This is a genomic window from Pseudomonas sp. P4_B4, from assembly GCF_056402255.1.
In genome coordinates this window covers 1-21,038 of sequence record NZ_JBFUHS010000016.1, presented here as the reverse complement: position 1 = coordinate 21,038, position 21,038 = coordinate 1, and the positions used below count along the sequence as shown (strand labels likewise).

Here is a 21,038-nt window from a genome sequence, read left to right as displayed (position 1 = left end):
CGATGGCCAGCTTCTATGCCCGATTCGACCACGCGCTGCGCACTGGGAAGTTGACCGCGGATGCGGGCCGCCTGAGAGGGGAACTGACCGTCACCATCCAGGACTCGACAGGCGAGACCAGGGAAATCCAGCCAAAATACCAGCTCATGGGCCCGCGTGATGTTGAGCGCCTGGCGCCTGGATGCATCGTGCGACGGTTCCCCGCCCCGGGTACCGGAGACGCCGAGGCGAAGAAGTGTGCTCACGTCGAGTTCGCCGCCCTCGACCTGCCCTGGCGCTACACACCATTCCCGCCGGCTGGAGACAAGCTCGACCCCTGGCTCGTGCTGGTCGTCGGGCCAGGCGGGGCGGACGGCGTGACCGTGCTTCCGGACGGAACCGTGCGGATCGCTCCGGCGAGCCTAGCTAAATACGATCTCGAGAAATCTTCGCTATGGGCTCACGTACACAAGGTTGGTGAGTTCGAGAGAGCGCGGTTGATCAGCCCAATGATGCTCGAAGACGACACGACGTACGTTGCGGTACTGGTCAAGGCCTTCAAAGACGACGGCAAACACGCCTGGAGCACGGCATCTGAAGAGCCCGTAACGACCGTCTGCCTTGACCATTGGGAGTTTCGCACCGGCCCGAAGGGCGACTTCCAGGAGCTCGCCGCCCAGCTCAAGCGCGCCGACTTGGCTGATCTCGCCCTGCGCGGTGGTCGACCGTTTGGTCGCGCCGACCTGCGCTATCAGCCCCGCGACGGCACACCCCCGTCAACGCTTTCGGCGGCCGGTGCGCTGCGGGTCCCGGCCGACGCTGTCCCCGACCCCGCGGACACCCCACCGCCGCCGACAGTGGCGGCGGACGTCGCCGCGCTGCAGACACCGATCACCATCCCCGATGGGCGCAACGTCATCACCGCGCCAAACTACCCCGGTGCGTTCCTCTCTGCTGCTGACACTGTCGCGGCACTCACAGTTGGCAGCTGGGTGGCGCAGCTCACAGAGGACCCCCGGCTGCGGGGCGCGGCAGGATTGGGTGCGTGGACTGCGATCACGTGGCAGAACCGGATCGCCGACGCTGCAGCTATCAAACTTGGTGATACCGTGCTTGCCGCAGAGCGCATCCGTGCATTGGCACTCGGGGTGGCGGCGAGCTGTTCGCTATGGCGACGCAGGGTCCCGAGCGATCCCGTGCGAGCGCTCGTGGCGCTGGCCTCGGGTCTGGGGCGCCTTCCCACCGACGCCGGTGGGACTGTACTCGACGCCGTGAGTGGTCTCGCATCCCAGCTCACGCCAGCGCTGTTTTCCTCTGCCGCACGGCGTGCCACCCGACCGGGCCCGGCGCGCGGGGTTCTTGCGCTGTCGGAAGCGGGTAACCTGGCAGCTCTCATCAGAGCCGCGGCGAAGTGCCCTGACCCCACCGAACCGCGGGACGTTCTGGCGCGCCGCGAGCGTGACCCCCATCCCGACCGCGACGCCGCGGTGAAGCGCGCGATCCACGCCGCGACCGATGATCCAGAAGCAATAAAGCTGGCGCTTGCGGGGCTCTTGAATGGTGGTGATCCGCATCTAGGTCGTCTGGCCGCCGTGCTTGCTGCACTAGCCCCTGACCAGCGTGGACGAACCGACCTTGCCGCTGTCCGGCGGGCACTGCGGTACGAGGGGGGCTTGGTCGACCCGCTGGACGACTGGGCCGAGCGGCCCGATCAATGGGCGCCACCCTGTTCCCCCGTCGACCTCGGCGCGCTCGGGAAGGCGGTGCTTGCAGCGATCGATCCGACGGTGACAGAACCTCCGGCTGCACGTCGGGTTTATGCAACCCTGCCGGGCGTGCGCTCGATGCGCCCGCTCGAGGTCGAGCCCGACCTCGACCTACCGCTGTGGAGCTTCCTATCCCAGGAGTCGCCGGACTGGATGCTGCCTGGAGTTGGCGACCTGGCCGAGCACGAGGTTGTCGGAGTGGAGACGAATCCGATGTTTGTTCGGGCGTTGCTCATCGGCGCGAATGTCCAGGCAGCATCCGAGTTACGGTGGCGCAATGTGCCACTGGTACCACGCAGTTCGCCGCTGCGCCGATTCTGGCAACGCACGCCTGGGGCGCCAGCACCTAGTAGCCCCGATGACATCTTCGACATCAGACCGATCCGGTTCTGGCCGACCGGTACACCCCTGAGCGCGCCCGAACTGTCCCCATCGCCGCGGGGGAGTGAAGCTGTGGTTGTGTTTCGGTCGCCGATCTTTCGGCGTTACCCGACCACCGTCGTCTACCTCTACGACGCTCGGCCAGACCCCGCACTGTCACCGAATTGGAATGTCCCGCCGGATCCCGGCCAGCCGCTCGACAAACCGCGGCGTGTGGACCCCACCTTCACTGGCACCATCGGTGCGGACGTTACGTTCTTCGGGTTTCCCGTGCCAGCGTCGGCGCTGGCGAACCACTGGGTCGTGCTTGAGGAGCCTCCGGCCGGTTACCGGTTCTACAACAAGGACCAGCCCGATTCGGACAACGCAGCGGAGTTCGCGAAGATTCACTTCGCCTTGCCCGTGCGCGTGCTCATGGGGCCACTGCTGTGAGCCGCGTTGAGGTGCTCACTCCGGTGAGACTCGAGACCCGCTTCGTAGACGAGGGTGCGGGTGGCTGGACCCTTCGCCTGCGGGTCTACCCGGACGACTTCTCCCTCGGTCGAAGCCCGGCACCGCCGATTGCCAAGGAACTTGAGGTGCTCAAGGATGCTCTGGGGACGGTCCCTCCCGGCGAACCGGACCCGAAGCCTCGCGAGGTCGCAGCGTTCCGATCGGCCGCTGCTGCGCTGGGCGCGCGCCGCGCCTGGTGGCTTTGGCGCACAGCGACCGCGGTCGTGGATCAAGGTGCCGGGCCGGTGCGCATTGTCTCCACCGCCCCGAGCGCCCCAGCACTCAGTGTCGGGACCCCGATTGGAGTGCCAGACGCCCTCGACGTCTGGCTGCTGTTCACAAATGGCACGCGGCGTCGCGTCGCGACTTTGCATCCGAATGCGACGGAGATTGCCAAGGATCTCCAGGCCGACGCGTTCACCAAGCCTGGGAATTCCTTACCAGCACTGTGGTGGCTCGACTACGAGCGAGCCGCTGGCGTCGGCCTTGCCGCTGATATCCCGCTGACCGGCGCGGAGGCGTTCGGCATCGCGACGCTTGTCGTCGTCGGCGCGGGCAAGACTTCTGCCGCGGACCTGATCGCCGCCCACGCGGCGTCAGGGAGACTCGCCCCGGTCGCGCAGGGCACTCCGACCAACACGGTCGCGGGTATGCCGACCACCCCGCTGGGCGACGACCCAGACACTTGGGGCGGGCTGCTCGAGGTCAGTGCCGCCAATCAAAACGCCACCGTGTCGCTCCTGCAGGCGTTCGGCATACCGCCGGCAGAGCAGGGCGAATACTTACCCCTGCCGCAGGGTGATCTACGCCACCTTGAGTTTGGCCGGGCGGCAGTGCAAGGATTGTGGCCCTTGCTGTGGGGCCGTGCTCTGCGCGACGTTGTCGGAGCAGCGGGGCGCGAGCCTGCATTGGCTGCGTGGGCCGCGCAGAACCTGGCCGTACAGGGGCCGCTGCCGGCGATCCGGGTCGGGGAACAGCCGTACGGCCTGCTGCCGACGTCACTGTTTTCTGCCTGGCAAGACGATCCAAACGATGATCCGGACGTCCTGGCGCTGGAGAAGGCTATCGTTGATTGGGCGCGTCACTGGCGTTCGGGCGCGGCTGCTGCTGCAGCAGCGGGTACCAACGTACTCGGGGCATCCCCGGTCGTCGGGGCGGACACCGAACAGCTCCTGCGCCTGTATGGCCGCCACGCGCCGTCGGCATTCTGGCGAGTCCGTCCGATTCTCGATCTGGCCGAGCTCCAGGCGATCGAGATCCAGCACGGCTATGCCGTGAGCCTCCCCACCGAGTACGACGTGGCGACGGCACGTGCCTGGCGGGGGATTCCGTATCCTCTGGCGCAAGTGGCGCCCGCCGGTCCCCGTTGGCACCTACCGGGCCCGCCTAAGGACGGTGAGCCGCTCATCGACGTTGACCCGCCAAACCTCATGATGAGGCCGAACCTGGACCAGCTCCGAAAGATTATTCAGGAGCATCCCGAACCGCTGTACACCAACAGTGAGCGAACTCTTGGTCTGCTGGGGCATTTGATCCGCGAGTCGATGATCGCCAGCCGGGCGGTCGTTGGCCGGGCGTGGCTCGATGCCAATAGCGTGGCGCCGCCCGATCCCGCGCAGATTGATCGCGGACGGCAGATCCCGTTGGACGATAACTTCCAGAAAGTCGTCATTGCGGGGACAGATACCGTATCGAACGAGTTGTTCGCACTCGGTGGTGTGGGTGAAGAACTGGTCACCTGGTTTTGGTCCGTACAGAAGGCTTGCGAGCTGCTCGTCGATGCATCCGAGAGCGACGCTGAGGGGGTGCTGCGCGCAGTGAAGGCCGCGCTCGACACCGCGTCGTTCCGGGTCGACCCCTGGCTCATTGGCGTCGCGTACCGGCGCTTGGTGCGCCTCGCCAACGACAGCGCTCCGTTCCTGCTCGGTGCGTACGGCTGGGTCGACGCGCCGCGCCCGTGGGTACCCAACGACCCCGATGTCCTGCGACCAGGGCCCACCGCAGCGGGGCTGCTGCACGCGCCATCGTTCGCCCAGGCTCAGGTCGCCGCGGTGTTTCGTGATGCCGCAGTGAATGATCCCACTGACAACCGCTGGGAGCTGGACTTGGACTCCGATAAGGTCCGCCGAGCGGTCGCATTCGGTGAACGGGTGAGGCTTGGTGTACATCCATTCGAGGCGCTCGGACTGGAGGTCGAGACAGTCGCCGGCGATCCGGACGCCGTCCGGGTGCTGCGCACCGAGTACCCAACGGTTCCAGTGGAGTCCGTCGGTGCGGGACCCGCCGAGCCCAACGACCCGACACGCCGGGTCTGCGATGGGGTGCAGGTGCTCGACGCGGCCCGTGCCGGAACACTGCCAGCGGGGCTGCCGCCGGAACTCGCTGCAGAGCTCGCGCCGCTGGATGCGCTGCTGGATACCTACGCGGACCTGCTCCTGGTCGACGGAATACACGCGTTGGTCACCCGCAGCCCCGAGGCAGGCGGTAGTGCGATGGAGGCCGCTGCCGGACTCGCGCCCCCTCCGGAGCTGCGCTGTATCCGCACCCCTCGCGAGGCGACCAGCGTGGAGGTCTCGTGCTGGGCAGTCCTGCCGGTGGACCCTGCAGAGGGACAAGGCGCGGATGTTGATCCGGTCGTGGTCGCCGACCCGGGGTTCGCCATGCTTGTCGGTCCTGATGAACTGAACGACCCAGCGAACCCGGTATTGGTGCGTGCGACGGCAATGCTGGGCGGGAGCGAGGCTGCAGGAGTGCCGTCGACTACGCACGTGAAGCTCGTGGCCGCGATGACTGCGAACCTGTCGGTACGGTGGCAAACCGTCGCTGACCTCGCTTCCGCAGCGCACGCTTCGGTCTCTGGCGCTGGCGCCGTGGACGAGCAGACCCTTGATCGCCAGTGGCGCCTCGGCCTGCACAAGGTGTCCCCAGACTGGAGCAGCGACGACCGGCGAAAGGAGGCTGAAGAGCGGCTGGGTGAGCGGAAAAAGCTGGTCGATGACGGCGTTCCCGGCTCGGTCGGGGCGTTGCAGGCGGGCATTCGGTCGCTGCTCGCGCGACCGGACTTACCCGTTCTGGCGGTTGTCGAGCGGAGCGAACTGCCGGACGGCTGGGACCAACCAGTCCAAGCTGGGGCGTTGGACCGCGACTGGCTAGAGATTGTGGCGGCAGTCCGGCCGAGGCTCGCACCACTCGAGGCTCACCAGGTTACTGCCGACGAGCCCTGGCCGGCTTCACTGATCGCTCCCGACGACAAGGTATGGTCGAAGACTGGTCCCGTACAGGTGTTCTACGGGCCTGGCGTCACGGGTGAGGAGGACAAGAAGGGCAAGGTCTCCGTTGCGTTGTTGGACTCGTGGGTCGACTCCGTGCCGTCGCGCCAGCACACGACCCAGGCCGCGTTCGGGTTCAATGCGCCCAAGGCTCGTGCACCGCAGGCTGTGCTGCTCGCGGTGCCTCCCGACCTTGCGGTTCCACTGACGGACGTGGCGCTACTGGGCACTGTCCTTGAGGTGCGCGAGCTCACTCGCGCGCGTGCAGCGCGACCCACCGATCGGGGTGGGTTGCCGTGGGCAACGCCGTCGCCGACCGTGCAGCTCGAGCAGCCGTGCGACTTCCTATCCGGGTGGCCGACATGAATACACTCATGCGGGGGTGGTTGGAGCCGGGGCGTACCGACCTAGGCTTGGGGCTACGCGCGGAGATCGCCGATCCGGTGTGGTTCCTTGCTCGGCAGTGGGAGCTGGGTGAACTGCAGGGCGAGGACGCCTCGTCGCCGGTGGCCGTAACCCTCACCCCCGAGCACATGCCGCTTCGCTATGGCCCGGACCGTCCGGACCTCGACCCGAGCCGCCCGGTCCTGGATCCGACCGTAATTCCTGCCGAGGCCCTCATAGAGGCCGAGCCAGGGGACTGGTGGACCATTGGGCGCCGTGCACGGCTTGGCCGGGCGGTATCCGCTAAGCTCGACCCCGCCGCGGTCGGCCAGTACCGGTTCGGTGTGCTGCCGGCGCCGTACGACGTGCTGGCAGAGGCAATTGATGGCCGCGCGGTGTTCCTTTCTGGCGTTCTCGCCGGTGACGCCATTTGGGCCGACGTACCATCGCCGCCTCCGGACCGATTCTCCACCTCGACGCTCGGCTACTCGGCTGCGTTCGCAGCGGGGGATGTTCCGCTCGAGGTGCACGAGTACCGCGGCGGCGACGTCGACTGGTTCAGCGTGCGGGTTGACCCGGACCCGCCCCTCCGGCTGCCCAGCGAGGGCCACGTGCCCGATCCGCGCGAGGTCGTTCCCACTCGTCTGACCTTTCCTGGTGCCCCGCACCCGCGCTGGTGGCAGATCGAGGACGTTGCAGTCGATCCTGGTGCTTTCGCCCCCGACCGGTCCCACCTTGCGTCGATGCTGAGGTCCGACCTGGCTGTGGCGCACGCCGAGGACTGGTTTGTCTTCCCAGTTCCCCTGGGATGGATCCCACCGCCTGGCGCCGTCGATGCGGATCGACCGCCGACTTCGGGTGTGCTGGTCAGGCTGGGAGAGAGCGTGGTTGTGCGCGACTCGTTCGGGGAGACGTGGACGCTTCAATCACCCTCGGACTGGTCGATGTTCCAGGTTCGTGGCTTAGGGCCAACGGACCTGGTGGTGTGGCCTGTCGCGGTGGCACCACACGCCGGCCCGGTGCTGGACGACATCGTGCTCGGCATCGACGAGGACGCGAACCTCACCTGGGCCGTAGAGCTACGAGTCGACGGGCTCGATCTGCTGGAGAATGTCGAAACCGCAGAGGCAATTGCAGATACCCGTCGCACCGGTATGCGGGACTTCCGCTACCAACCCATGACAACGCTGCCCGAGCACTGGCATCCCTACGTCCGTCGCCGGGCGTGGTATCAGGCGGTTTTGGCTGATCTCAGCGGCCCTCTACCACGCGCGCGCCCCGGGCCAATCTCGCGACTGATCGGTGGACCGTCCGGCCCCGGATTTGGCCGTGGGCACGTCCTCGGCGCAATCGCAGTGCCGAGCTCAGGCGTCCGGCTACGGCGCCGGGCGATGCTCGCGCGCGATACTGACGGTCTTCCTGTGCTGTGGGTCGAGCGGAGCGTGCTTCCAGTTATCGGCCCTCCGACCTCGCACCTGCGGTGGGACGTCATGGTCGAAGCCGTGCTCAACAACCCGAGCTCGGGGGATTAGCCCATGTCCACTGTCGAGTTGCATTTCGTCGAGGGTTTCGCGTTGGCCGCAGCGCCTGGTGTTGAGGAAGCACTTTCCAAAGTGATCCCCGCTTTCGCCGCAGGCTGGGTAGCGCTGCAGGTGGTGCTCCCCACAGCAACGCTTGAACCGTTGTTTGCAGGTGCCAGCGGGCTGAGCGCGGCAGCGATTACTGACCTGATGGACGCCGCCCGAATGGCGGGAGAGGCACCTCCCGACCTATTGCGTTGGTTCTCCATCGAGTGCCCTGAGAACTTGCTGGAAACCGTCGTGCCGCTGGTGGCTGGGCTACCGCTGGTCGATTGGTCCGGTGTGCGGCCGGAAACGGCGGGTTGCGGCTTTCGGGACGGGACGGTGTCGTGGGGCACCAATCCGAATTCAGGTTTAAGTCTGCATCTGCAGCGATCACCGCTCGGGGTTGACGTGCTACATGCATGGCAGATTGCCGGGGGTACCGGCATTGACGTGAAGGTGGCGGATGTCGAGAAGGGATTTTGGGTCGAGCATATAGACCTCAGAGCGGCACGGATTAGGGTTGTCGCTGTCTCACCGAAGGCGACCGAGGAAGATAAGAGCCACGGTACATCAGTTGCGGGTCTGCTGGTTGGCTCCGATGACCAAGTCAGCTCCGTAGGTGTTGTTCCGGATGCCGAACTCCTGCTCATCTCCATTCTGCGGGCTAGTACCGTGTACGGCTGGGCCGCCATTATCGTGCGTGCCGCACATGAAGTCGGTCCTGGTGGAGTGGTCCTTCTCGAAGAGGGAATTCTCCTTAAGCCTATTTCGAAGTTAAAAGAGCCGGGTTTAACCGCGCCCCTCGAGACCAACTTTGTGGTCCATCAGGCTATCAAGTACGCCACGGCGCTAGGGGTCACGGTTGTCGAAGCGGCCGGGAACTCCGGGATTGACCTCGACGACCCTCCAACGGCACCCGATTGGCTAGCCCATTCTATCGCCGTGGACCTGAGCCTCCCTTCCTGGTCCGACTCAGGGGCCATCATTGTTGGTGGAGGTGACAAGATCCACGATCCGGAGGGTTGGCAACCCTATTTTATGTCCGTCCGAGGCGAGCGGGTCGATTGCTATGCCCAAGCCACAAATGTCTTTGCTGCCATTAAGGCTGATGGAGCGTCAGCGTACGACTATCTCTCTGGCACTTCTTGGGCTACGGCGATTGTTGCGGGTGTCGTCGCGGCGATTCAAGGCATGGCAAAAGCCCACCGCGGTAGGCCGCTCGCACCGCGATACATCCGCGACCTCCTGCGCGATCGGAGGCTGGGTACCCCCATGTGGCCTGGGTATGGAGGAATGGGGAGCATGCCCGACTTACGGCGGATCGCACGCTCTCAGCGCTGGCCGCGGATAGTGCCCGTCGCGGCCGTGGCTTTGGGTTCCGATGCAGCAGTGCTGGTGTACCTCGATGAGGAAGACCGGCTGGAGCGGCGACACTTCTCATTCTGGACGGGATGGGGGCAGGCTCTGCGATTGGTGCCGACGCCAGGGGAGGTGTGGCCGGCCCGTCCGGCGGTGCTGTCGTGGGCTGAGCCTGCCACAGGACGGTTGGTCTACCTCGCGCTCATGGGGGGACGTCATGGGCTCTACCAGCTCGCCTGGGACTCCGGCGCAATGGAGAATCTCACAACAGTGCAGACCAGCTCAGGCGATACGATCGCCCCCGGCAAGTCACCGGCGGTGGTCCGCCCAGCCGAGAAGGTACTCGTCGTGGTGGGTGTCGCCACGGACGGCCGGATGGTGGCGTTCTCCGCAAAACCGCTCGACGACGCGTTCAGCGGGCCGGCGGTTCTGGACCCCGACGCCACGTTCTGCCGCACGACTGGCCCAGCTGCCGTCTCCGCGGCGCCTGGCAAAGTCGATGCCGTCGCGATTTCGGACGACGGTGTCCTGACGTGGTTCCATGGGAAACCCACGACTACCGGACCAACTGGCTGGTTGACCGCCGTCTCTGAGCCGACAGGCGAGTTCGTCCCAGGGGCGGGCGCAGCGGCGCTGGCCGTCGATGGGAGGGTCCTGGTCGCCGCGGTCGGCATCGAGGGTTGGCTCTACACCCTCGAGATCAACCCGAAGAGAGGGGCGGTGCCGGCTGCGATCTCCGCACCGCAGGTCATGGATGTCGCGACGACCTTCGCCACCCAAGGTCCGCTCGCGCTCGCCCGGCTCACGACCGCGACTACCGACCTAGTGCTGGCGTTCGGTGTCGATACCGACGGCTTCGTGCGGGTCTCCTCGCGTGCTGCCGCAGGGGGGGATTGGTCGGCCCTTCTGGTCGTCTCCTCAGGAGTCAAGGCGAGCCCGTTGGGTGGTGTGGTGGCCATCACGGCGGCGGATCTCGGTGTGCTGTTGTTCGTCGTCGGCATGGACGGAGTTGTCCGAACGACTTCGTCACGGAACGGCACCGATTGGGATCTGTGGAATTCGGTGCCGGACACCAATCTGAGCGATCAGCCTTGGCGACGCCGCGGACGCGGTGACGAACCAGTGCTTATCTCCGAGCTGTTCGCCGGGGACCCTGTTCTGGAAAAGGTAGCGGCAGATCAGGATCGCATTTCCCGGACCAAGAACACTCCCGGAGACGCGGTTTGGAAGGTGCAGCAAGCCCTGCTGGTGTGGAACCCCAATTGCCTTCCGCAATGGGGCGCCGATGGCAATTATGGCAATGAGACGGCCGAAGCGGTTCGTAACTTCAAGCGGGACCTGCTCGGTGTGCCAGTTGCGCAAATCATCGACGACGTTGGGCCGGCCACGGTAATGCGCCTCGATAAGATCCAGGCTGCCCGCGAAGGGAAGCTTGGCACCTTGACCACGCTGAGGTTTATCAACGAGTACGGCGATCCGCTGGCGAACCTAAACGTCATCTTGACCAACCCCGATGTGATCGAGTTCCTGACGACCGACTCTAACGGTCACGCCACCGCGTACTTGGCTCACCAAAGTGGGCTTGAGGTTGATTGGGGATCGGCGTTGACCGTCGTCGGCAACCTAACGGGGAGGGCATGGCCACCGCCCGGAGGCTACCCGCCGGCGCATGCGATTCTTACCCCCAGCGTCAAACCACTTGTGGTCAACCCAGGCGACACCCTTGATATCGTCGTCGCCACGCGGGTAGCAGTGACGGCAACCCTGGTCGCCCCACTAGCAGGGGAGGTGAGGGTAGAGGGGCGTGGGGCAGCGCTGAACATCTCCGCGGACGGACACCTTACCCTGGCTCTGCAGGCGACCGGCGGAACGATGGCGACGGTGTATCTGGAGCCACACCCCAGTGCTGTTGGCCCGTTGCCTACTATCCCCGAACCAGTTGGCTGGACGCCACTCGGCACGTACACGGTGCGGCCGGGCGATACGGCTGAGGGGCTTGCCGAGGCCTTCGTTGGCGATCCTACAGCCTACTCAACACTCAGTAACCATGCGCCCCTGGTAGGGGAGGTGTTGACGCTTCCCGAGCTACCGGGCTGGCTTAACCTGGTCACTGCGCCAGTTCCGACCACAGCACCGGTGCAATGGTTCTCCGTCTCGCCCGACGCCATTATTGCGGCCATCATTTCCGCTGGCGACACGCGGCCGCTCCAAGACTTACTCGCCGTGCTCGACCGTCCACCCGCACCCGACCCGGACCCTTTGGCGGAACTCACGGCACGTGCGGAAGCAATTGTGGCGATCATCAGCCAGCCCAGCCCACCGCTCGGGGTCGATCGCGAGCCGGAGGAGGAAGCATGATCTTGACCCTGAACTGGCGGAATGGCGACCATCCGTTGCTGTCCAAGGTAGCGCTCAGTGTCAAAGCCTACAAACCGGCCGATCCGGGCAAAGAAGCCAAAGAAGCGAAAGTTCAAGTCGAAGTGAAGCCGGGATGGGCACAAATCGAGATATCCGACGCCGTGGAATCGATTCATTTCGAGTTGATTTTAGGAACGATGTTTAGGGGCTCGTTCGTTGAAGTGCTACGGGTTGACCAGACACTGCAGCAAGAGCCAAAGTCCACGGACCTGTTTCCGATCTTAAGCGGGACCAGTTACACCGTACTGACAGGAAAGGAGAAGCATCGTCGGCAGATCCCTGGCCTTCATCCCTTGATCGTCTTCCGCGGCGGGTCACTGTTGGTGGTGCGGGCGGGCCTGGTCGACGTGACCGGTCTAGCACCCGAGTTCACTGAGAGGCTCGAAAAGCTCAATCCTCGAGCAAGTCACAAGCCGTTTGCCTCGACAGCCCGGATACTCGGTCGCACTGATGGGACACTGCCCCAGTTCTGGTACGTCGCCACCCCGCACGGATGCCGCGGAGCCCCTGCTACGGATGTTCTATGCGATCTCCCACCTGCCCAGAACCACCAAGGAATTCCTTCGCCTGTTGATATAGAGATCACGGCGGCACACCTCCGCGATGCTGTGATCGACTACGGTGTACTTATGCTCGGTACACCGACGCACGACGGCGGCGGAAGGGGGATTCCTGAATTTACCGATCACTTCACGTACCCTGACGGAAAGCTCAACGTGATCCTCGCCCGAGGGCTCGAGAGTGCGCTTGTCGCCAGCGGCAAGCACGCACTGCTTGCCATACCGCGGCCGGCAAATCTGTCGCACAACTTGGCAGCGACTGGCGCGCTGCCGGGTCTGCTCTCTGATGTGCACAAGGTAATCACGGCTCTGGGAGATGCTCATCCGCCGGTCGTTCCAAGTGACCCAGAGCAGGTGCAAACGAGTGTGGCGTCGCCGCGTTTCGCCCTTGCAGCGCACAGCAATGGAGGGCTTGCAATCTKGGGCAAACCCGGGGGGAGGCCGGGAGCACTCGCCGCTGGCAAGGATGCTTACACGGACCTCCTTCTCTTCGAGGCCCTTGATGTGCAGGGCAACCTTCATAAGCTGAAGGCCTCGTCGGCGCGTGTCGTCTTCGTCGGATTTAATCGCGAAACTGTTTCCGGGCCGTTTGCGGCGTTGGAAAAAATTACTGTGGCGGGCAGGGTACATCGCTTACCCGTGACCCCCGCAGGCGCGAAGGCACCGGAAGTTGCGTCGCTAGATGAACTCGCCACTCGGAGCCCGAGCTTGGCGCTTGCAAAAACTGGCCTTGTCGCTGGTCGGGCTCTAGACGAGTTCCAGCTAAAGCACCAGTTGTGCATCTGGTCCGGAGACATGGCCGGGAAGACATCTGGGTCAGAGGTTCATTTCATGACTCAAGCCCTCTTATTATCCATACTGCGTTAATGATTGACTGAGCTGCGACGGCCAGAAAAGCAGGCGCCCGCCTGCTATCGCGACAGGCCTCCTTCTGTTCAGCCATTTCCAGCACATCATCGACATCCCAAAAGAACACAGATTTATTGTCTAGCCTCAATGGCTGCTTTTGGCCGATTCTGTTGAAAAAGTCGGCCATAGTTTCCACGATAGAAAAGTACGCGCTTGAGATTGGAATCTTTACTTTAAGCAGAGGGTTCCGGGCTCAGATTTCGCGTAGCTGCGCGCAAAAAAGGCGTTTTCAGCAGTCAGTACGCGGGCAGTCTGGAGGGACCGACTTTTTCAACAGTATCGGCCGTTCTCTGCCGGTCGTCACTACGGCGTGTGCTGGTCAAGTCGAATGCAAACGGTTGGTCAGGACGAATGCAAATGACTGGTCAGTGGCAGTGCGTCGGGCGGACTTTGCAGCTGGCAAGGTTCAGCAGTTATTCAATCCTGGCCTGTTCGTGCTCGAACATCTCATAGCAGTCTTCCATAGCCATTAGCGTTGCCAGCACATACCCAGTATGTTCGGCCTTCAGGCGGTTATAGGTTTTCCAGTGCATCCCCTTGGGTTTGACTCCCTCACCGTTGAAGATGCCTGGCTTCCAACCCAGCTTTTCTCGGATTCTGTCGGTACGAAGCATAGCCGGATCACGGAAGCGTTCCCGCTGGCTTGAATATGCCAGCTTGTGACAGTGCCGACAGGCAAAGACTGATCCGCCGAACAGGATCGCCACGCGCCGCCCGCAGCCCTGCCCAGGGCACAGAAACCATGGCCGACGCCCGCCATAGGCGCAGTCTGTCCATTCCAGAAAGACGGGGTACGCCATCGTCGGCCATTCGGCGCCACTGACTCGGGTTCGGTAGTTGAGAGTTACATGGTCAGCCTTTGCCCGAATTTGGATGGAGCCGACTTTTTCACCATTGAGCGACCAACACCTGTCGACAGTCCTGCCTGGTGAAAGCAGGCCATCACGCTGCAGGAGACGAACATCCAGTGCCAGCATGTCGTATGTGGTGTCCTTGCCAACCTGTCCGCGCCCACTACCCCATCCGCCCATTTTTTTCTCCCAGGGATTTGTCGAAATCATTTGGCAATTTGAAGTGAAGTTTTCGTCAGGACAAACAAGTGAGCCATGTCCCTTCACTGCTTGGCCTTGGGCACCTCATAGTGCGTATGGGCGGTCAGTTCCAAGAGGGTTTCCATCTGACCGACCGCCCTGACGATCTGGTAGATGTCGAGGTCATCGACGCTTGTGTGCTTGTCGACGTAATTGGCCAGGTAGCTTTGCGAACTGCACGCAACCCCATTGCGGCTGCATGCCAAATAGGCGAAGGACTCGGCCTCCAGCTCCATTCGAGCCTCAGTCAGCCGCAGCCGCTGGGGAATATTGAGTCGCTCGTCAGCGCCGAGATGTCCAAGGAAAAGATGGCCGAGCTCATGCGCCAAAGTGCTGAATTGCACATTGGGGGTGTGATTGTGGTTGATCCGCATCAGGTATTCGCTGGGCTCCTTGGCTTTTTTGTCTTTCGTGTCTTTTGGGGCTGGCGGCTTTCGAACCTGCTCGATGGAGCCGGCACTGCAGTCACCAGCATCGAAGTAATGATGCTTGATGCCCTTGCGCTCTATCAGGGTAAGGAAACGCATCATGCGTTCCTCGGTGATATCACCGCTCGCCTGGAAAAATTTGACGTCTGCGGGAAGTGGGGCCCCCTCGGTATCCTGAACGTCATAAACCAGAGCCACTGGCCCGAAGGGCCACAGTATGAGCAAAGGGCGGGCATCCCGTTTAGGACGGCGATTGAAGCGCTCTCGCCAGTCGTATGCCGACGCGGCGTAGCTCAGTCCCGGCTTCTGGATCTGCAGCAGCAGCGCGTTGAAGGGCGCGAAGTTCCTGAGCTTCACCATGAAGTCCAAGAGCATCTTGTAGTCAGAGCTACCGTGATAGAGGCGCGAGTCCTCCAGCAGCTGATCCAACAATGAGCGGGCGGCTTCGGACTCGAAAGGGTTTTGTTGAAACATCATGATTGGCCACTGCATTCTCGTGTGAGTTTTGTGAAGCCTAGCCGGCAGGTAGGGGCTTCGCTCAAGGAGCCACAGCAAATCAGCTGAGTTCTAGCCAGCCCCGCTTGCTCAACCGAACAGATAGTCCGCCAGCACCGCTCATTCGAGACTCCCCACCGATTGTTTAAAGTCGGAGTCTGGTTGCACGGGGCGTTTGTAGTCGTTGAGCCAGTCCTCCCAATGCTGTTCCTGAGGTGTCTGGCGCTGAGGAGGGAACGAGCCAGCTCCCTTGTCCCTGCGCTCACTGATTACCGCTTTACCGTGGTTTTCGTGACACGTAGTTGGTTTTGGCTGAAGACCTCGATTTTCAAGGGATAGAGCGGAATCCTTGTCCGGCACCCTTGTCTGGATGTTGTCCGGCGCTTGTCCGGGTGTTGTCCGTAAGTTGTCCGGTAGAAATGCTTTGCGGATTTCCCCTGCAGAGACGGACAAGGGGCGTAGCGAGCCGGCATCCATACGGTTTTCGCGGCCTTTCACCCAGTCTGCCGTGAACAGGATGCCAGCCAGGTTGCCCATGTAGTCGTGGAGAGCTGCCAGGCGTGTGGGTTCAGGAAGCCCCGTTGATTTCCAGAAGCGATATAGGTGGCAGCGCTTGCCGATGCGAAAGTGTCCTTTCGGTAGAGGCGAGCCCTTCTTGGCTGTTTTGGTACTCCGGCTGCGCGTTAGATTTGCATTGAACATGGCGTAGGGTGTTGAGTCGGATATTGCGGACTCGAACTGCAGGGTTACGCCGGCCGCTTGGTGCTTACCGTAATACCCTGTTGTGTAGCTGCAGTATTCGTATGCCTCTATCCCGAGGGTGGTCAGGATTTCTCGGGTAAGACCGGGCGAGTGCTCCTGAAACCAGTGCTGTGGAACAGGAGCACCGCTGGTGGGGAGAATGACAAGCCGTCCGAACTCGATGCAGATATCAGCTCGGTTTAGCACTCTCCTGACGTCAACATTCACGAGGCTATCTCAGGCTGTGGGGCTTAAGGGCGCGGTAATGCTAGTGGTAGCTATCGGGCGTTCTCCTTTGCGAGGCGGTTAAGCCAGGCTTCCAACTGCTTAACCAGAATCAGGCGGCGCTTGCCGGATTTGAAGGACTCCAGGTCGCCTTTCGCGATCGCATCATAGATCGCGGAACGGGTGTGGCCGCTCATGCGGCCAGCTTCTTCAGGGCCAATTGCAAGCGGAATGATCGGGGCTGCTCGGGTCATGTCGATTCTCTTACTGGTCGGGTTGAGGGTTTACCGGGAGGAGGATGCTAGGGTGCATTTGCGTTTTGTGCAAGCAAATGCTGCACAAAACAACTGAACGAATCTGGACGGAATTGCAAAATTGACAGCAGTTGCGTTTGCTAGCAGACTTTGCGTTCAAAAAGAGATGGACATCTATGGCACGCCCAAGAAAGTCAGCTGACCAGTCAACGACCGTAAGCGTTTCGCTGCGAATCGATCCCCGAATCAAATACGGGATTGACCTCGCTGCGCGTATTCAGAAGCGAACTGTTACCGGCGTAGTTGAATGGGCTGTCGAGCAAGCCTTGGCGGACGTGTCGCTTCCAAGGTCGGTATTCGCTGAACACGAAGATCCAGATGCGCCCACTGACTTGGCATCTAGTCTCGACGACCGCTTGTGGTCTAGTAACGAAGGAGTGCGGTTGGTGCTCTTGGCTTCCCGTTATCCGCAATTGCTTTCGTATGAGGAAACCCGCATATGGGAGACGATTAAGCTGTCGCCGCCCTTTTGGCACCGGTTGCCTCGCTCTGCTGAGGATTGCTCGCCATGGGAAAACGCGAAGCTCAGCGTAATCGCGGATAGCTGGCCGACCATCATCGAAATCGTCGAAAGCCGCAAGGATGTAGTGGTGCTCACCAATGCTGACATCCCCCATCTCCGTGATCGAGGGCTGACTGAGCGGATGTGGCGGGCCGTGGAAGAAGCGATCGGCGAGGCTCTTAGTGAGGGGGACGATTCGCGTGAGCCAATCAAGGTGCCTAAGCAAGACTTGGAAAGCTTCAAGTCCAAGCTGCATGTGGCAATAGAACAGCGGGTCAGGCAAGAAGAGTCGGATCAAGATTGATCTTTTGCTAGCTAGATCAACTCCACCGCCGCAGCTTTGATATCTGGCGCCAGGTGGGCATAGCGGAGCGTCATCTTGATGTCGCTGTGCCCCAGCAGATCGCGAACGGTGTTCAGCGGAACCCCAGCCATCACCAAGCGTGACGCGAAGTCGTGACGCATATCGTGCCAGCGGAAGTCTTCGATCCCGGCATTTTTCAGCAACTCCAGCCAGGCCGTTTTCACGTCCGTCATGCGTTCACCCTCCTGGCCGGGAAAGACATAGCCGCCAGCGTCGCCCTGTTTCTTCCATGCCTGCAGAGTCGCCAGCGCCTCGGCGTTCAATGGGATATGCCGGGTCTCGGTGGTCTTGGCATCCTCGCCGGCGATGGTAAGGGTCTTTCCCTGCAGGTTCACGTGTGGCCAGCGCAGGTTGAACAGCTCGCCGCGGCGTAGCCCGGTGTTTAGCGAGAGGACGACCATGGGCTTCAGGTGATCGGAGAACGCGAGCGCGCGCAGGTCCGCCATGGGCTCCCGCCTGCGTTCGGCGCGCCATTGGTTGGCGCTGTCACGTTCCACCCGCATGCGCTCCTCACGCGCGTCCAGGGCCTCCCGGAGGGCCTTGGCTTCATCCTTCGACAGGTAGCGGATGCGACCCTTGGCGTCGACCTTCAGCGCCTTCACCTTGTCCAGCGGTGAGGCCTCCAGATAGTTCCAGTCCACGGCCCGACTGAAGACTCCGCTGATGGTGCCCATCTTGCGGTTGGCTGTGGCTGGTTTGTTGCCGGCCCTCAGCCAGCCGGTGCGGATCTGCTCCAGGTCGCGGCCGGAGACCTCCACCAGGCGCATGGCCATGATCGGCTTGAAGCTGGTCGAAAGAGTGTGCGCGGTCTTCTCGTGGCCTCGGTGGTGGGCCTTGAACCACGGCAGGTAGGTGTCATCGATGAAGTTGCGAAGGGTGGGGGAGGTGGCCGCCGTGCGGCCCTGGGCGACAGCCAGGGGCTCGCCATGCTTGCGCGCCTCGTTGAGGTACAGTAGGGCTTCCTCTCGGGCTTGGTCGAGGGTCATGATGCCGACCCGGCCGAGGGTCTTCTTCTTGCCCCTGGCCCAAGTCACCAAGAAAGACTTGGCGCCGGCCTTGGTCACACGGACGAAGAGGCCAGGCACCGTGCTGTCGTGGATTTCGTATTCCTTCCCCGTGACCTTGAGGGAGGACAGGCGCCGAACTGTCAGTTTCTCTTTCACTGTGCCTTCGTGGGTGCAATGTGGGTGCAAAAGGAACTATACGGCTGTGTACTGCTGTACTCAATAGCCCTTGAAATCTCCGTGATTGCTGGGGTAGTCTAGAGTCATTAGGCTGTTAGATGGCCCTCCTAAGGGGAAGGTTGGCAGTTCGAACCTGCCCTGGGACACCATATTTTGCAGCTCCCCCGCCTGTTTCAACGCTTCATTTTCACGACTTGTAGATAACGTTCGAAAAGCCCGGATGCCGGGGATTTATCGAAGCCATCAACTCTACCTTCGTGACGTTCCATCTCCTCTCCCAAGTAGTCTGAATCTCCCATCCCGCCTGGGAGTATCGGTCGATGTGTAGCCTGCGGTGCTTGTTCATAGTTGGGACCTATAGAAGATCATAAAATGGTCCAAGGTCGACCCCCGATGACTGGACCCACTCAGGAGAAAGTCATGACTATGCGCAAGAAAACCTCATCGCCAACGAGTGACCTGACCAACAACGCCGATGACCATCTTTCACCCGCCAGCCACGACTGGACCTTTACCTACGTGAGCGATCCACCCCGCCCAAACACTCCGTTCGTCACCACCGACCTTAAAGACTACGCACCCGGCAGCACCGCCATTATCACGGCCAGCGGCTTCGCCGCCGGCAGCACAGTGACGCTCGAAGTGGACCATGCCATCGGTGCTGGCGCGGATGGTGTGTGGGGCACGTCCGACGATGTGCTCGATACCAACACCGGCGAGGGTCACGAGCCCTGGTCCGTGACCGACGGCGGCGCCGGCGATCTCGACGGCCAAGTCAACGGCAGCGTCACCACTTCGTGGTACGTGAATCCCGACGACTCGGCAGGCGCAACGTTTCTGCTCACAGCGGCCTCTGCGGGCGCCGATGGAGTGGTCGGCACCGCTGATGACGCCGTGGCGACAATGTCGTTTACGGACAGCGTTTTGGGCGTCGTGGCAACCGGCGAGGACGTTACGCTGGACGAAACGGCCGGATTGCAGAACGCCACTGCCACTCCAACCCCTGCGGGGGACGCTGACGACAATGACATTCTGGTGGCGTCCCTGCCTTCGACCTTCACTACCCGTTTAGCCGCACTGGGGGCAGGTACCGCCACGGGGGCGGCCTTGAGTGGCTATACCGGTGCCGCGGACAACACCGGCAGCAATGCATTCACCATCACCGCTGACCCCGGAGCAAGCAGTATCGATATCAGCTTCGTCGGCTTCTCTGGCGCACCGCTCAATGGCGAGGACAGCGGACTGGATACCCTCGATGGCACCAGCATCCTTCTCTATACGGATACGAACAACAACATCGTTGTGGGCCGAGCCGGGAGTGCAACCGGCGCGATCGTGTTCGCTGCCTATATTGATGAAACCGGATCGCCGGCCACGGGTGGCAAGATCTGGACCGTGGAGTACCAACCGCTCAAACATCCCGTTATGACGAATGCCGATGATTCGCTCAATCTGCTGGATAAGGTTTTCATCGGGGCTAGCCAGGACCTGGAATTCAGTCTGACCGGTGTGCCCTCCGGTTCGAACCTGTTCCTGATGTTCACGAAGGCGAATCCGAACATTGTCGATGACGCTGGTGTGTTGCGGATCACGGATCCCACCATCATCGCCACCGGCAAGGACCCCGCTGACCAGTCAAGCGGCGCCAATATAAACACTGGCGACACGATCATTACCAGCCAGGCGGCTAACCCGACCACCTTAGGCACCAACAACCAGATGATTACGGAACAGGAAGGCATCCGTTTTTCGTTCGTCACGGGTGCCAGGCAGGATCTAACCATTCCCAACCTCAGTCAAAACGAAGCCGATGTTGAATCCAACATCGACTTTACCGACGTCTTCAATGCGAAGATGGCCAGTTTCGACGTTGTGCAGTTGCAAAGTGGCAAGAGTGCCGTGGTAAGAGTCAGCGCATTCAGCACCGCTGCTGAGCCTGGCGCGGATTTCATCAATGGGTATGCGGGTGATGCGTCGGTGGCCATCACCAATGTTCGAGTCTTCAACAATAGCACCGGGCAGGTGATCGAGAATTCAAGCGGCTCGGTGAATGATCCGGCCATCACCATCAGCATTGCTGCAGGGGTCGCAACCATCACCGGCGTTAAAGCCGGCTACCAGATTGAATACACCACTACGTCGGACCACAACCGCGTGCTCGTCGAGAACGGCGCGGCCGTCACTGCCAAGGGCAATGAGCACGCCGATTTTGATATTGGTGGTTTCACGCTGGTCCAGGCCTCAATTACAAAAACCGAAATCGGCTCCAGGATCATCTTCGACGACGATGGACCGAGCATTACCACCACCGGCACGGAGCCGACATTGACGGTGGACGAAACGATACTGACGACCAATGACACCCAGAGCTTCGCCGCCAACTTCAACTCGGCGTTTGGCGCCGATGGTGCCGGCACGCTGACCTATGCACTGGGCGTGGTGGCCGGGGCTTCCGGATTGACGGACACGGCCTCGGGCCAGGCGGTGAACCTGTCGCTCAATGGCACGGTGGTGGAAGGGCATACAGCCCTCAGCAACCTGCTGGTGTTCACGGTCAGCGTGGCCGCCAATGGCGGCGTCACGCTCGACCAGCTCCGGGCCGTGGTGCATCT

General features: G+C 62.2%; 12 protein-coding genes. 7 read left to right on the top strand and 5 right to left on the bottom strand.

From position 1 onward, the window contains the following. Positions 1-2: 2 nt before the first annotated feature. From AC1DVE_RS17670 to AC1DVE_RS17650, 5 genes are read left to right on the top strand one after another with little or no spacing between them, the layout of a single operon-like run. A complete protein-coding gene (locus AC1DVE_RS17670; RefSeq protein ID WP_477784077.1) occupies positions 3-2,558 on the top strand; it encodes a hypothetical protein in 2,556 nt (851 codons plus the stop codon). Then, a complete protein-coding gene (locus AC1DVE_RS17665; RefSeq protein WP_477784076.1) occupies positions 2,555-6,253 on the top strand; it encodes a hypothetical protein in 3,699 nt (1,232 codons plus the stop codon). Before AC1DVE_RS17670 ends, AC1DVE_RS17665 begins: the two co-directional genes overlap by 4 nt. Next, complete coding sequence (locus tag AC1DVE_RS17660) at positions 6,250-7,803, top strand: hypothetical protein (RefSeq protein WP_477784075.1); 1,554 nt, start codon at positions 6,250-6,252, stop codon at positions 7,801-7,803. Before AC1DVE_RS17665 ends, AC1DVE_RS17660 begins: the two co-directional genes overlap by 4 nt. A gap of 3 nt (positions 7,804-7,806) precedes the next feature. After that, positions 7,807-11,553, top strand: a complete 3,747-nt coding sequence (locus AC1DVE_RS17655; protein ID WP_477784074.1) for a S8 family serine peptidase — start codon at positions 7,807-7,809, stop codon at positions 11,551-11,553. Continuing rightward, positions 11,550-13,040, top strand: coding sequence for a hypothetical protein (locus tag AC1DVE_RS17650; protein WP_477784073.1), 1,491 nt, complete (start codon positions 11,550-11,552; stop codon positions 13,038-13,040). Before AC1DVE_RS17655 ends, AC1DVE_RS17650 begins: the two co-directional genes overlap by 4 nt. A 455-nt stretch (positions 13,041-13,495) precedes the next feature. Here the strand turns inward: AC1DVE_RS17650 and AC1DVE_RS17645 are convergent, their stop codons facing one another. The 4 genes from AC1DVE_RS17645 to AC1DVE_RS17630 form a co-directional block, all read right to left on the bottom strand. After that, complete coding sequence (locus tag AC1DVE_RS17645; protein WP_477784072.1) at positions 13,496-14,059, bottom strand: hypothetical protein; 564 nt, start codon at positions 14,057-14,059, stop codon at positions 13,496-13,498. A 137-nt stretch (positions 14,060-14,196) separates the two neighbouring features. Then, positions 14,197-15,078, bottom strand: a complete 882-nt coding sequence (locus AC1DVE_RS17640; protein ID WP_477784071.1) for an ImmA/IrrE family metallo-endopeptidase — start codon at positions 15,076-15,078, stop codon at positions 14,197-14,199. 138 nt (positions 15,079-15,216) lie between these two features. Further along, positions 15,217-16,065, bottom strand: a complete 849-nt coding sequence (locus tag AC1DVE_RS17635) for a hypothetical protein (protein ID WP_477784070.1) — start codon at positions 16,063-16,065, stop codon at positions 15,217-15,219. 50 nt (positions 16,066-16,115) lie between these two features. After that, positions 16,116-16,316, bottom strand: coding sequence for a helix-turn-helix domain-containing protein (locus AC1DVE_RS17630; protein ID WP_218482573.1), 201 nt, complete (start codon positions 16,314-16,316; stop codon positions 16,116-16,118). Between the two features lie 176 nt (positions 16,317-16,492). Between AC1DVE_RS17630 and AC1DVE_RS17625 the strand changes: the two genes are divergently transcribed. Further along, positions 16,493-17,182: a hypothetical protein gene (locus AC1DVE_RS17625; protein WP_477784069.1), complete on the top strand. Its 690-nt coding sequence runs from the start codon at positions 16,493-16,495 to the stop codon at positions 17,180-17,182. Between the two features lie 11 nt (positions 17,183-17,193). Here the strand turns inward: AC1DVE_RS17625 and AC1DVE_RS17620 are convergent, their stop codons facing one another. Then, entirely contained in the window at positions 17,194-18,405 is a 1,212-nt protein-coding gene (locus tag AC1DVE_RS17620) for a tyrosine-type recombinase/integrase (RefSeq protein WP_477784068.1), read from the bottom strand. A 924-nt stretch (positions 18,406-19,329) separates the two neighbouring features. Between AC1DVE_RS17620 and AC1DVE_RS17615 the strand changes: the two genes are divergently transcribed. Continuing rightward, the coding region (locus AC1DVE_RS17615; RefSeq protein WP_477784114.1) for a DUF5801 repeats-in-toxin domain-containing protein at positions 19,330-21,038 on the top strand (1,709 nt) is incomplete at its 3' end.

Bases quoted from the DNA above. Each gene is read 5' to 3' on its own strand.
- AC1DVE_RS17670 (WP_477784077.1), top strand. From the start codon at position 3: ATGGCCAGCTTCTATGCCCGATTCGACCACGCGCTGCGCACTGGGAAG.
- AC1DVE_RS17660 (WP_477784075.1), top strand. From the start codon at position 6,250: ATGAATACACTCATGCGGGGGTGGTTGGAGCCGGGGCGTACCGACCTA.
- AC1DVE_RS17655 (WP_477784074.1), top strand. From the start codon at position 7,807: ATGTCCACTGTCGAGTTGCATTTCGTCGAGGGTTTCGCGTTGGCCGCA.
- AC1DVE_RS17645 (WP_477784072.1), bottom strand. From the start codon at position 14,059: ATGCTGGCACTGGATGTTCGTCTCCTGCAGCGTGATGGCCTGCTTTCA.
- AC1DVE_RS17640 (WP_477784071.1), bottom strand. From the start codon at position 15,078: ATGATGTTTCAACAAAACCCTTTCGAGTCCGAAGCCGCCCGCTCATTG.
- AC1DVE_RS17630 (WP_218482573.1), bottom strand. From the start codon at position 16,316: ATGACCCGAGCAGCCCCGATCATTCCGCTTGCAATTGGCCCTGAAGAA.
- AC1DVE_RS17625 (WP_477784069.1), top strand. From the start codon at position 16,493: ATGGCACGCCCAAGAAAGTCAGCTGACCAGTCAACGACCGTAAGCGTT.